The organism is Paenibacillus terricola (assembly GCF_014779765.1).
In the GTDB taxonomy this organism is placed as follows: domain Bacteria; phylum Bacillota; class Bacilli; order Paenibacillales; family Paenibacillaceae; genus Paenibacillus_T; species Paenibacillus_T terricola.
Genome location: NZ_JACXZA010000002.1, coordinates 482930 through 495500 on the forward strand (window position 1 = coordinate 482930; position 12571 = coordinate 495500).

The window sequence follows — 12571 nt, forward strand, 5'->3', positions numbered from 1 at the left end:
AGTGATGTGCCATTCAATAAGAGCGAGAAAATCAACAACCAGCGCAATGAAGCCAGCTTCAAGGAACCAGAGCGCACACCAAAGGCGAAGAAACAAGGCGAAGTGCCGCCAAGCCTTAATGGCATAAACAAGGAAACGGTGTAGCTCAGTCTATAAGAGGTCGTTCACAAAGTATTCGGTGCTGAAAATCGAACTTTGTGAACACACACTATAATGTATGTTTCATGTACCACATATGTAAACGGCATTCTTCCCATACGAACGAGGCATGCGATCGATTGGAGTCGATGCATGCCTCGGATCGTTCACGTCATTAAGCTTTAAGCATATTTCAACCGCTTGGCAGTCAGGTCGTTCTTAATAAAATCAATACGTCTGCGGACATAAAAGTCGAAGCTGTCTCCACGTAATTCCTTCGGCGCGATCGAAGCGCCTGACTCGTTATCGATAATCGTTAATTTGCCGTCGCTATAAAATTTGAACGTTAAATCCCGGAATGGGCGATTCTTCTCTACATAACGATAGTTCTCGCAGCGCTTCATGTTGATCGGCCTCCTTCAAATCCAAGTATTGGATTGGCTAATGGAATATAGAACATTTGTTCTTGTTTTTATTATACCAAACATTTGTTCGGATGGAAACTATTTTTTGTTTCTCGTAAGATAGAATGATAGAGAGGATTACGCTTAAAGGAGACTAGGCAATGATTCGTGTATCGCACCTAACGAGGCAGATCCCAGGAGGCCCTAAAGTACTGGACGATATTAGCTTCGAGATTGAGCCAGGCGAATTCATCGCGTTGAAGGGCGGCAGCGGCAGCGGCAAGACGACACTGCTTCGTTGTCTCGCACTCCGTGAGGCATGGACGAAAGGTACATATGAGTTTGACGGCAAAGACGTATTGTCCAATCCGTTGACAGGCAAATTCAAAGTAAGACGCGAGGCAGCGTATCTCGAGGAATCACCCATTCTGTATAAGACCAAGTCTGCGCTTCGTAATGTTATAATCGGTTCTATAAACCAGACGCCATTCTGGCGCCGCTGGACAGGCGCGGTTCGCAGCGACGATTATATGGGGGCGATGGATACGATCGAGAAGCTTGGGTTGCTCGACAAAGCGCGTCTGAAGGCGGACAAGCTGAGCGGCGGCGAGAAGCAGCGTATCGCAATCGCACGAGCGCTGGTCCACGGTGCGAAAGTGATTTTGGCCGATGAACCGATTACGGGGCTTGATCCACATTCCGCTGACCAAGTATTGAGTGATTTGAAGAAGCTGTGCAAGGAGCAGGGACTCATCGTTATCGCTTCCCTGCATCAAGGCGATTACGCAGAACGTTTTGCCGATCGAACGTTCGGACTTAGCGGCGGCAAGCTGCTGTTCGATGTAAAAGGCAGAAGACTGACGGAGCATGAGAAACGTCAGCTGTAGCTAATTACAATAGGAATGGCTGCAAATATCGGGCGCATATAATGGACCATCTGATCGTATAGAAAGGTGGCTCCTACATGGCTGTCCAACAACCGCTTGTGATTCATTCGCACAAGGTGACACATCCGAAGACTGAACTGCATATTCCCGTCGTTTCTGGCGCTCCGAATCCAGCTGCCGAACAGGCAATTAATACAGAAATTCGCAAAAGTGTGCAGCAGCTTATTTCCGAGCAAGGCTCACTTGAAGATCCACGTTCGGAGATGATCGGCTGGTTCGAGACGAAGACGAACGAGAAAAATGTATTCAGTATTTCGTTGTTCAACTATGCGTATACGGGCGGTGCGCATGGGATGACGCTTCAGAAGTCGCTGACATTCAATACGGAGTCGGGACACTCCTATACCTTAGCGCAGCTGTTCAAACCGGGTGCCGATTATGTGAAACGGTTGTCTGATCTAGTTGCGCAGCAAATTGCCGAGCGAGATATTCAGACGCTGGAGCCTTTCAAATCCATTCGTCCCGATCAAGACTTCTATATCGCAGATCGAGCGCTTGTCGTTTATTTTCAACTATACGAGTTGACCGCCTATGTATACGGGTTCGGATACTTCCCGATTTCCGTCTACGATTTGCAGGATATTATAGACGAGAATGGCCCGCTTGGCCTTATGGCTGCAAATAACTAATTATCCGAACTGATTAATGTTGTAGGAGAGAAGTATGCTGACGACCATAATCGCTATTACTGCAATAGCAGTCATCGCTGGAATTGCCCTGCTTGTCAGAGCGAGACAGCACCGAAGGATTCCGTCTGAGAACGCTTCAGAATCGGACAATCTTATAGCTACGAATGAAGCTCATAAGGAAGAGGAGCCTCATCCGACTGGTGTTACACCGATTGTTCCTGCGCATCTAGATAAACCATCTGTCCTGCTAGTGGATGACCACCCTCTAATGCGTCAGTTGATGACGGAAGTGTTAACGCAGACGGGCATCGGCGTAGTGAGCGCTGGCAGCAGTCAGGAGGCACTAGAGCTGCTCTTGCAGTATCGGGTCGATCTCGTTCTTACCGATGTTCAGATGCCCGGTATGGATGGCATTGAGCTGCTCAGGCGGCTTCGTTCCATGAAGGGCAGTCCTAATGCTTCCATTCCTTGCGTGTTCGTTACTGGCAGCATGGATGATTCGAAACGCCGAGAGGCAGAGCGGTTAGGCGCACTTGCATTCTTCACGAAGCCATTCGACATACAAGCGATTGGTCAATTCATTGCCAAGCATCTGGAGCAGGACCAGCTCTTCGTTTCACCTTGATCGATAGACCGTACGATGCAGACAAGCGTCGTACGGTCTTTTTGTTAGGCATGTTGCAGGCATTAAGCCGTTCGGTGCTGATTGAAATCATATGCTCATACAATGAACCATCGAACAAGAGTGACGGAGGTGATAGGCGTTGATCATTGGATTCGCAGCACTGGCTGTTTTCGCGATCATCTGCTTGCTGGCCATCGGATTGGCATATGCAGCAGGATCGAGCATTCGAGCATCACGGCATCAATCCTATGGCGGTTCGACGTATGCACAATTGGTGCATGACAAGGACGACTTGAACCGGTTAGGTTTTCCGCAGCTGCTGCTTCGCAATTACCGAAGCTCAGCATCGTTCGGTTTATCCTTCCAGCAGCTTGGGCTTATTGCAGGGGCTATTACCGTATACGGACTCGCGATTGAACATGGCGGATGGACCATTATCGGCTGGGGCTGGCTTATAATCGGGTTGTTCGGCATTGCGGCGGGAGCTTCGACGGCGGAACTTAGCTCTGCTATGCCAACGGCGGGCGGACCCTATCATTGGGCGCTGGCTCTGGGGGGCATTAGATGGAGTTGGGCTTCAGGCGGGCTGCATTGGGTGGGCAATATCGCGTTATTGGCGCTGACGAATTACTGCGGGGCACAACTATTGAATACGTTCGCATCATCAAGCTTTGGCTATACAGCGGGAAGCGGGACTACGCTGGCGTGGATGGTCGTGTTCTATGTGCTGCAGTGGCGATTGAACCTAATCGCTGCTCGTCAGATGAGACGTACGATTGGGATCGGCACTTTACTTGCTATCGGTTTATCTGTCGTCACGATTGGCGGGTTGGTATGGCTGATCTACCCAGGATCGGCGCCTGTTGCTTCGTTATTCGATTCCAGTTTCTTATTGGGCAATACTGGCCTTGCAGATCCAGGCATATCTTCCGTATCGGGATGGCTAGTTGGTCTGCTTCTGCTTCAGCGTATGTTTATCGGCAGCGAGGGAGGGGCAGCAGGTGCGGAAGAAACAGCCGATCCGCGCATTCGAACAGCATGGGCAGTCTTCTTGTCTCCCGTGTACATGTTTGTTATTGGATTCGTGCTGCTATCCACCGTTACAATTAGCCTTCCATTCGTTACGAATAATAGCTATCTCGCTTATGGCGAGTGGATCTCCGTGATTATGCAGCCTTGGGTCAAGTGGGATATCGTTGTAATCATCCTATTAGTAATAGCAGTGCTGTTATCCGGCGTGCAAAATATGAACGTCCTGTCACGCACTTTGTTCGCCGCATCACGAGATGGCGTACTGCCTGAACGTTTACGTATCGGGCGAGTGTCTGCACGTACCGGCAAGCCCTCTGCCGCCATTACAGTATCGGCTGTGCTGGCTGGAAGCTTAGGGTTACTCTATGTTGGTCTGATGGGTGGGGGAGAGTCGTCCCTCATGACGCTGATCGGCTTCGCTATCCTTGCTGTTCAGTCAGCATGTGCGATTCCAATAGGACTCCGTCTGTTCGTTAATAAGGAGAAAGTGCGCAGCAAGCTGCAATCCGCACCTTGGAGACTTGGCCGAGTCAGCGTATTGGTTAATTGGTTGGCTTGGATTGGGATGCTGGCAGGTTCAGTAGGCAGTATCATACTGCTATCGCCTACAGCCGGAGCAGCCGCCGCAGTATTCGTTCTGCTCGCATGGCTGGCTTCGCTCATTCGTGGCAATGCGTTTAAGCTGAGGCTGCAGACAGCAGCGCGGCGGTCACGTACGGAACTTCAGCGAATTGAAAGAAAATTCGGACCGTTATTTCTAGATGGGAAATGATCAGAAAATTTGAATAAATATTTCCCAGGGAAGCGCATAAATATACAACTTCGTTAATTTTTCGACAATAATTAGAAATTTGGTTGCGACAATCTGTGTCGAACTTACGGATAAGACGATATGTATTTGCCAACGTTTGGCGTTTGCCGTTATAATGGGCGCAATGATTGAGGGAAATGAAGCAGCTAAAGGCGGAAATGCTGATCTGGAGTGTCGTTCTATTCTTCTAATTGTTGGTAGTTACTAGTATTATACAATATATAGGAGCTACTACGTCAAGATAAACTATCTATAGATTTTGCACCCATTCATCGAATGGGAAATAAGGTTGCCTGTTTTATCGTCAAAAAGGAGGAGTACGGGAAATGAATCGCGGCAATACGATCGTCGTATCGATCAACGTTGGGATGCCGAATGCCCTTAAACATGGCAATAAAGAGGTACAGTCAGGCATTCGCAAGGCACCAGTAGCGGGGAGCATACAACTTACAACGAATGGACTTCCTGGCGATGGTCAGGCCGATCTGAAAAATCATGGCGGCAGCGACAAAGCGATTTGTGTGTACAGCGCGGATCATTTCCCATACTGGGAGCAGCGGCTCGGCGTACAATTGAGTGCAGGTGCATTCGGCGAAAATTTCACCTTGACCGGCTCGTCAGAGTTGGAATGGTGCATCGGCGATCAAGTTCGAGTAGGCACTGCGCTTCTGCAGGTCACGCAGCCGAGACAACCATGCTATAAGCTTGGAGCGCGGCATGAGAAACCGGAATTGTCCGCATGGGTGACAGAAACAGGTTACACAGGTTTCTATCTACGCGTACTTGAAGATGGCGAAGCCGCTGCTGGCGATCCAGTGGTCGTTGTGGAACGAGATCTTGCTGGCATCACCATAGCTGAAGCAAACCGTGTCATGCATCATGACAAAACAGATGCAACCGGCATTCAGCGTCTGCTGGCTGTACCAGCGCTCTCCGACAGCTGGCGAGAGACGCTGACAGAGCGGTTGGGTCGGATTTAATGCATGTAATATTAAGTTATTAATATCGTTAACTGAAGCAAGGGGATTCCATTCATCGTGACAACATCCATCGATCAATTATTAATAGATATAATGAAACAGTATCCTATCGCAGGCGAATGGCAGGCGATTGATCGGGAATCAGGCATGAACAACACGACCCGGCTCATTGAGACGGATACGAGTCGATTCGCTATTCGAATCTATGATAATCATCAGGACCGCAGCATCGTCAAGTTGGAGCACGAGGTGCTTCGCTATCTGTCGGATTCCGATTTTACACTGCAAGTGCCTGTGCCTGTCCTCAACAATGCGAGAGAGACTGTCACAGCCGCTTCAACCGGCAAGCTTGCCTCTTTATTCCGATACATAGATGGAAGTCGCCCTTCCTCGTCGAATGCGGAGCATATTCATTCACTTGGTTATGCTGCGGGATTGCTTAGCCGCGGGCTTGCCAACTTCGAGACGACAAGCGAGCCCCAGTATAAACCGTATTATGAGCTAATGAAGTCGTACGAAGGCTGGACGGATGAGAAGGTATTGGATACTGCTGCCCGATGTTCATATGATTCGATAGTGTTGGATGCGATTGAACGCGTACTCGCTATGAGAAGCCGCTTGGCACCATTGTTAATGGAGTTAAATAAGTTGCCGCACCAATGGATACATGGCGACTTGAATTTCTCGAATGCAGTAGCAGTCGATAATGAAGTCGTTGGTATTTTGGATTTTGAATTTTGCACGATAGATCTAAGAGCGATGGAACCTTCGGTCGTCATGGTAGATTTCATCCATGCTAGCCGTACGAATGAACAGCGTTTGAAGGCGTTCGATACGTTTGCTGCTGGTTTCGGCGAGGCGCTCCGACTGACTCGCAGTGAGGCAGAAGCGATTCCGTCGCTAATGAAGCTGCGAATGCTCGATGTGTTTCTCCATTTTGCAATCCGATGCGCCGACGGGCTTGATGCTCCAGAAGTGTGGAAAGGCCAGATTCAGCATGCAGATGCGGTCTGCCAATGGATTGATGAACGGCATGACGAGCTAGTGATGCTGCTGCGCAACAGGCTAGGCGAATGATTGTACAACCCTCCGCCATATACTGAGTATGAACGGCACAACGAACGGAGGGTGAGCAGCTATGAGCACGGCACGTTCACTAGGCTATAGCGATCAGGATCGTCTCGTGATCTTGAACGCTGATGATTTTGGACTATGTCACTCCACCAATGAAACGATTACGAAGCTGCTGAAGGATGGTGCGGTGTCTTCAGCTACCCTCATGATGCCCTGCGGGTGGGCGCGCGAAGCTGCATTATGGAGTGCTAGAAATGCTGAGCTTGATGTTGGTGTTCACTGGACATTGACGAGCGAATGGGATGCGTACAAGTGGGGACCGGTGTGCCGAACAGGGCTAACGGACTCCTTAGTTACCGATGAGGGGTATTTTCCGAAGGATACCAAGACGTTCGAACGGCAGGCGGATCCGTCTCAGGTGAAGGCAGAGTTGATTGCGCAGGTGGAGATGGCATTAAAGCTTGGCGTAAAGCCAACCCATGCCGATAATCATATGGGAAGTCTGTATGGACTTGCGACCGGTAGGGATTTTCTGACGCCCGTATTCGAAGTATGCGCAGCTTATGGTCTACCGTTTCGACTTCCGCGTCATCTGTTGACGGAGACTGGGCAGATGGCCCCGCCAGAGCTGGCTAGCATCGCGAAGCAGCGCGCGGAAGAAGCGGAGAGTTACGGCGTTATCGTGCTTGATTATTTGCTTGGTCTGCCATTCGCGATGCAGCCTGAGGAGACGTATGAGTCGTATCGGGATCAGTTTGTTCATATGCTCATTAATCTGAAGCCCGGCGTATCCGAAATTGTTCTTCATCCGATGGAACTGACCGAAGAGCTGGATGCCTTCCATACGCAATCGGTTAAGCGCGGCTGGGAACTGCAGCTGCTGCACGATCCGCTGGTGCTGAAGACGATTGAGGAGCAGAAACTTATCCGCATCGGATGGCGGGAGCTGCAGCAGCTGCAGCTAGCGCTGTGACCCCTATGTACTACCTGCATGGCCACTTTCACAAGAAGCTCTGTCGATCCCGATTCGGCAGAGCTTTTGTTCATATGCCTCCCATCCTACGTAGTCATGCAAGGCAAGGTTGTTCCATAAATTAGTAATATTCGTTCATTATACAACAAAGGATGGCTAGGAGGGGGAAGTCAGTCATATGACCTCCGTAGATGTAGATCATCAGTTGGACGCCAGATTTATCGTTGATTCCGACCATCGTGAGGATACCTTCATCGTACCGCTGCCGACGACTTGGTGGAGCCGACCGTACGAGTATGCTTGGTGTTCCCAGTTCGCGGGTGAACAGGATGTTGTACTCGATGCGGCTTGCGGCATCTCTCACCCTTTTAAGTTTTATCTCGCTTCTTGTTCCGTGCGCGAGGTACATGCATGCGACCTAGATGTGCGCATTCTATCCAGAGAAGAGATTTACGCGGATGCTGTACGTGACTTCGGAGAGCATGCGGCTAATCGGTTGAGGCAGCATACCGATTGGTCTCGGCTGCATCTGGCCTACGCAAGTATCACATCGATGCCTTATGCGGATAACTACTTCGATACGATATTCTGTATATCGGTACTTGAGCATCTGAGCGAGCTTGATCAACGTCTTGCGCTTAAGGAGTTCCACCGACTGCTGAAGCCAGGCGGCAAGTTGGTGTTAACCTTTGATTATCCGACCGTTAATCTAGAACAACTAACTGCGCAAGTACAGCAAGCTGGACTGGTATTTCCCGCTTCGTTTAACATGAACCTGCCGCCTGATGCCATTTCTTCGGAGTTGTGGGGGACGTTGTATTGTTTTCGAGCATTGCTGTATAAAATAAGCGTTCCAATGGAGCATATTCTTGGATCATAATGAACAATCAGCGTATGGCTACAAAAAGAAGCCTCCAATACCATCACCTTTCAGGTGCGGTCTAAAGGCTTCTTCCTTGTCAAACGGTTAGATTAGACATGATTGCTGTGCGATGCTGCAATGTGAGCTGCGATTCGATCCCCGTGGAACCGTCCGGATTCGATGAATATTTCGTTCGCTTGTTTGCGCGATGCGACTACGCCGGCAAGATATACGCCTGGAACATTCGTCTCCATCGTATCGTCATTGAAGGTTGGACTGCCGTCCTCCTCGATCGTTACGCCGATTCCCGAGAGGAAGGCGCGATCCGGATGAAATCCGGTGAGGGCGAGGACGAAGTCATTCGGGAGCTGCTCGCGCTGCTCGGGGCCTTCAATGGTGACAGTTCCTTTATCGATCTCAACTACGCGTGATTGGAACCGCATGTTGATGGTTCCTTTGGCAACTAGAGCTTCGAAGATCGGGAGCACCCACGGCTTAATGCCGCGAGCATAGTTCTCGCCTCGATAGACAACCGTCACTTCAGCGCCAACGCGCTCCAGTTCAAGCGCAGCATCGATAGCCGAGTTGCTGCCGCCAATAATGGCAACCTTCATTCGCGTATAAGGATGCGCTTCGCGGAAGAAGTGGCTGACCTTATCCAGCTCTTCGCCTGGAATGCCTAGCTTATTCGGGTGATCGAAGTACCCTGTCGCTATGACAACACGCTCCGTGCGGTACAGCTTCTCTTCGCCGAACCGATTGATGGAACGAACAAGGAATGTCTGCTCCTCTTTCACAACGTCGGTCACCGTCTCGAAAGCATTCACACGAATGTTCTTGCGAAGCGTTACGGTGCGGTAATAAGCAAGCGCCTCTTGGCGCGTTGGCTTCTCGCCGTTGGTCGTGAACGGAATATCGCCAATCTCAAGTCGCTCCGGCGTGCTGAAGAAGCGCATATAGGTTGGGTATTGAGAGATGGAATGTACGATATTCCGGCTCTCGATAATGAGCGGATTTAGACCAAGCTCGTTCAGTGCAATCGCTGCGGCAAGTCCGCACGGTCCTGCACCAATAATAATGACTTGCTCTGTGCTGTCGGTGCTCTGTTCGAACGATCCGAGCATCATTGTAATCAGCCTCCTGTCGGATGGTTCATATCATTAATATTGTAACTGCTAGCGGCTGCCTCGTGCAAACCAGTTGGCTGGACTTGGCATAAATCAGCGTTTGGTGCTGTGTACGAGCTTTCGAATCATGTATAATAGGGTTGACTTGCACGACTGGGAGGAAGCTAGATGCGACGGCGTTTTGTTATTGAAGCGGTGATGGTGGCAACTTATGGGCACTTGCTGGTGCCAAGTCGTCCGGTGGAGTATATCGTTCCTTATTCGACTATTGCGGAGCTATACGATATGAAGGACGGCGCAGACCCCGTCATGGAAGATCCATCTGATGACAAGCATGTAAAGGAGAAGATCGGAGAGTTGATTGCATTCTTCGAGGATCCTTTGAACCGTAAAAAAATCGAAAAGGCTCTGCAAGTGCCATGGCGCCAAAGCTCGCCGCTGCTGCTGAACGAGAACATCCAGTTCACAATCGTTCATGCGCTCGACAACGCGCAGTATGGCGAAATGTTTGATCCTATTGAGACGGAAGTACTGCTCGCAGGCATGAAGCTCGAAGTACCGATTCTATCGGATCAAATCGAGTTCCAGGAACGTCTGATCGAAGCAGAGATTCCAGTCCAGATCTATGACATCGATGACTTCGAATTTGCAGTAGAAGATGGCATCGAGCCAGAGGATCTATTCGAGCAAAGAGACTTGTAAAGCTTTTTATTTTCTAAAAAGGAAATAAAAAGGTTGCGCCCCTTAAGATGGGATGCTAATATTTCCATGAACTCACTTAAATAAAACGACACTTACGAAGGGAGGGACCGAATATGCCAAACGTTAAACAAGTTCTGAACGCTGTTGTTGGTCAATTTCAACAAATGAAAGCTGTTGTTAGTCAACAAATGTTTTTTGCGAGCCAACCGTTTGTTGCTGCCTACAACTGGAAGAACAGCTTTGCTGTATTCGGCCCTGCCTTTTCGTAACCGCGCATATACCGAAGTCTCTGTTGTGTGACTTCGTATATCGTGTCGTCTGCGGGAAGACCCGAGCCTATGCGGCTTGGGTCTTCTTTTGTTGTTGCCGATTAGGGGAAAGTCGAGAGAGGAGAGAGAAGATTGGCAACGTTACTTCGATTACTGAAATACGTAAGACCGAGCGCGATGCTGGCTGTCGTGACGCTGGCGCTCATGTTCATCGCGACGCTGATCGATTTGCTTGCGCCTTGGGTGCTGCGCAAAGTGTTCGATGATGGCATTAGCAAGAATGACATGCACATGGTTTTACTGCTGGTACTTGCACTTCTAGGATTACAAGTAGGCAAAAGTTTAGGCAACTTCGTACAAGGGTACACGCAAGAATTGATTGGACAGAACGTCGTATTTACGCTTCGCAAGCAAATGTACGCACATCTGCAGCGTCTGCCGTTCAAGTATTACGATAAGGCACAGACTGGCCAGCTGATGTCCCGGATGACGGGCGATATTGAAGCGGTGAAGAACTTCGTCGGCTTCGGCGGGATGATGCTTGTGGCAGGTATGGCGACGTTCGTAGGCACGCTGATCTTCATGTGTTCCATGCAGTGGCAGGTGACCCTGCTCAGTCTTAGCCCGATTCCGGTACTGCTGCTCGTCATGTGGATGTTCAGCAATAAGGTAGGTCCGGCTTGGGGGCGAATTCGTGAGCAGATGGGCCGATTGACGACGACGCTGCAAGAGAATATCTCAGGTATTCGCGTCGTTAAAGCTTTCGCAAGCGAAGGCAAGGAGAAGAGCAAGTTCGCTGGCCGCAACGAGCAGAACTTCGAAACGAACATGCATCGCGCGCGGCTGGAAGCAAACGCTTTCCCGCTGATGGGTTTCTTGGGCGGCTTGACGTTCCTCATCATGATCTGGGTCGGTGCGGTCTATGTTGCGAACGACAAAATGTCGCTCGGAACGTTCATGGCGTTCCAATGGTACACGTGGGGAATTATTTGGCCGCTTAATATGTTAGGCTGGCAGATCAACATCTTCCAACAAGCGCTGAAAGCAGCGCCTCGCGTGTTCGAAGTGATCGACACGAAGGTAGATATCGAATCACCAGAAGATGGCGGTATTGATACGGCCAACATTCGCGGAGTTGTGAAATTCCAGAATGTCACCTTCGCCTTCGACAAGAAGGATGATGAGCAGCCTGAAGATGCAAGTAAGAAGGAGGCGGCAGCAGCTTCTGAGCTTGAACTAACGCAACAAGAAACGAGCGCTGTGCTGCATAATATTCAGCTCGATATTAAACAAGGTGAAGTAGTTGCTGTACTAGGAGCGACGGGTTCCGGCAAGAGCAGTCTTATCGCCCTCCTGTCCCGCTTCTACGATGTGTCGGATGGCTCGGTCCAAATCGACGGCATTGACGTTAGAGATTACGAGCTTGAAGGACTGCGCCGCAGCATCGGCATCGTACCGCAGGAAACATTCCTGTTCTCCGCTTCGATTCGCGATAACATCGCGTTCGGTCGTCCAGATGCGACGCAGGAGCAAATCGAGAATGCAGCGAAGAAAGCGCAAATCCATGAGTTCATCGTCAACATGCCATATGGCTACGACACGCTGATCGGCGAACGCGGCGTCGGCCTGTCAGGCGGTCAACGCCAGCGTGTTGCGCTTGCCCGTGCCATTCTGATGGATCCGCCGATTCTTGTACTCGATGAAGCGACTGCGAGCGTTGACACAGCAACGGAATCGGCAATCCATGAAGGACTGCTTGAAGTCATGAAAGGACGTACAACGTTCATTATCGCGCAGCGTCTATCATCGATTCGACGCGCGGATCGCATTATCGTGCTGGACAACGGCAGGATCGTTCAGCAAGGCACGCACCGCGAGTTAAACGAGCAGGACGGCTTCTTCCGCAGGCTGCTGGAGCGTCAAGAAATGGCATCGGCATCGGGTCATTAATATCATTAATAATTGGAGAATGCGCGTAGTTGCAGCAATTATCGTTAT

General features: G+C 50.1%; 14 protein-coding genes. 12 read left to right on the forward strand and 2 right to left on the reverse strand.

Translation table 11 applies throughout. From position 1 onward, the window contains the following. The first annotated feature begins 6 nt into the window (after positions 1-6). The gene (locus H8B09_RS09485) at positions 7-144 is read left to right on the forward strand and encodes a hypothetical protein (protein ID WP_224753553.1); all 138 of its coding nucleotides are present in this window, start codon (positions 7-9) and stop codon (positions 142-144) included. Positions 145-320: 176 nt separating this feature from the next. On the opposite strand, the gene H8B09_RS09490 is transcribed toward H8B09_RS09485, so the two are convergent. Further along, positions 321-542 carry a hypothetical protein gene (locus H8B09_RS09490; protein ID WP_110044945.1) on the reverse strand — a complete coding sequence of 74 codons (222 nt, stop codon included), beginning with the start codon at positions 540-542 and terminating at the stop codon, positions 321-323. Positions 543-703: 161 nt separating this feature from the next. Between H8B09_RS09490 and H8B09_RS09495 the strand changes: the two genes are divergently transcribed. From H8B09_RS09495 to H8B09_RS09530, 8 genes are all read left to right on the forward strand, one after another. After that, a complete protein-coding gene (locus H8B09_RS09495) occupies positions 704-1429 on the forward strand; it encodes a phosphonate ABC transporter ATP-binding protein (protein ID WP_191203259.1) in 726 nt (241 codons plus the stop codon). A gap of 77 nt (positions 1430-1506) precedes the next feature. Next, positions 1507-2118 carry a DUF3298 and DUF4163 domain-containing protein gene (locus H8B09_RS09500; RefSeq protein WP_191203260.1) on the forward strand — a complete coding sequence of 204 codons (612 nt, stop codon included), beginning with the start codon at positions 1507-1509 and terminating at the stop codon, positions 2116-2118. 34 nt (positions 2119-2152) lie between these two features. Next, positions 2153-2743 (forward strand): response regulator, encoded by a 591-nt coding sequence (locus H8B09_RS09505; RefSeq protein ID WP_191203261.1) that lies wholly within the window; start codon positions 2153-2155, stop codon positions 2741-2743. Positions 2744-2882: 139 nt separating this feature from the next. Further along, on the forward strand, positions 2883-4547 hold the full coding sequence (locus H8B09_RS09510) for an amino acid permease (protein ID WP_191203262.1): 1665 nt from the start codon (positions 2883-2885) through the stop codon (positions 4545-4547). A 365-nt stretch (positions 4548-4912) separates the two neighbouring features. Next, complete coding sequence (locus tag H8B09_RS09515; RefSeq protein ID WP_191203263.1) at positions 4913-5566, forward strand: MOSC domain-containing protein; 654 nt, start codon at positions 4913-4915, stop codon at positions 5564-5566. Between the two features lie 57 nt (positions 5567-5623). Continuing rightward, complete coding sequence (locus H8B09_RS09520) at positions 5624-6643, forward strand: phosphotransferase (protein ID WP_318152569.1); 1020 nt, start codon at positions 5624-5626, stop codon at positions 6641-6643. Positions 6644-6704: 61 nt separating this feature from the next. Next, positions 6705-7613 (forward strand): polysaccharide deacetylase family protein, encoded by a 909-nt coding sequence (locus tag H8B09_RS09525; protein ID WP_191203265.1) that lies wholly within the window; start codon positions 6705-6707, stop codon positions 7611-7613. 178 nt (positions 7614-7791) lie between these two features. Continuing rightward, positions 7792-8493, forward strand: a complete 702-nt coding sequence (locus tag H8B09_RS09530; protein WP_191203266.1) for a class I SAM-dependent methyltransferase — start codon at positions 7792-7794, stop codon at positions 8491-8493. A gap of 92 nt (positions 8494-8585) precedes the next feature. On the opposite strand, the gene H8B09_RS09535 is transcribed toward H8B09_RS09530, so the two are convergent. Continuing rightward, on the reverse strand, positions 8586-9602 hold the full coding sequence (locus tag H8B09_RS09535) for a YpdA family putative bacillithiol disulfide reductase (protein WP_224753429.1): 1017 nt from the start codon (positions 9600-9602) through the stop codon (positions 8586-8588). 168 nt (positions 9603-9770) lie between these two features. Here H8B09_RS09535 and H8B09_RS09540 point away from each other — a divergent pair, with 168 nt between their 5' ends. From H8B09_RS09540 to H8B09_RS09550, 3 genes are all read left to right on the forward strand, one after another. Further along, entirely contained in the window at positions 9771-10304 is a 534-nt protein-coding gene (locus tag H8B09_RS09540) for an ADP-heptose synthase (RefSeq protein WP_191203267.1), read from the forward strand. Between the two features lie 113 nt (positions 10305-10417). Next, positions 10418-10573: a hypothetical protein gene (locus H8B09_RS09545; protein ID WP_191203268.1), complete on the forward strand. Its 156-nt coding sequence runs from the start codon at positions 10418-10420 to the stop codon at positions 10571-10573. A gap of 132 nt (positions 10574-10705) precedes the next feature. Beyond that, complete coding sequence (locus H8B09_RS09550; protein WP_191203269.1) at positions 10706-12523, forward strand: ABC transporter ATP-binding protein; 1818 nt, start codon at positions 10706-10708, stop codon at positions 12521-12523. The last annotated feature ends 48 nt before the right edge of the window (positions 12524-12571 follow it).

Bases quoted from the DNA above. Each gene is read 5' to 3' on its own strand.
- H8B09_RS09490 (WP_110044945.1), bottom strand. From the start codon at position 542: ATGAAGCGCTGCGAGAACTATCGTTATGTAGAGAAGAATCGCCCATTC.
- H8B09_RS09495 (WP_191203259.1), top strand. From the start codon at position 704: ATGATTCGTGTATCGCACCTAACGAGGCAGATCCCAGGAGGCCCTAAA.
- H8B09_RS09500 (WP_191203260.1), top strand. From the start codon at position 1,507: ATGGCTGTCCAACAACCGCTTGTGATTCATTCGCACAAGGTGACACAT.
- H8B09_RS09505 (WP_191203261.1), top strand. From the start codon at position 2,153: ATGCTGACGACCATAATCGCTATTACTGCAATAGCAGTCATCGCTGGA.
- H8B09_RS09515 (WP_191203263.1), top strand. From the start codon at position 4,913: ATGAATCGCGGCAATACGATCGTCGTATCGATCAACGTTGGGATGCCG.
- H8B09_RS09525 (WP_191203265.1), top strand. From the start codon at position 6,705: ATGAGCACGGCACGTTCACTAGGCTATAGCGATCAGGATCGTCTCGTG.
- H8B09_RS09530 (WP_191203266.1), top strand. From the start codon at position 7,792: ATGACCTCCGTAGATGTAGATCATCAGTTGGACGCCAGATTTATCGTT.
- H8B09_RS09535 (WP_224753429.1), bottom strand. From the start codon at position 9,602: ATGATGCTCGGATCGTTCGAACAGAGCACCGACAGCACAGAGCAAGTC.
- H8B09_RS09540 (WP_191203267.1), top strand. From the start codon at position 9,771: ATGCGACGGCGTTTTGTTATTGAAGCGGTGATGGTGGCAACTTATGGG.
- H8B09_RS09545 (WP_191203268.1), top strand. From the start codon at position 10,418: ATGCCAAACGTTAAACAAGTTCTGAACGCTGTTGTTGGTCAATTTCAA.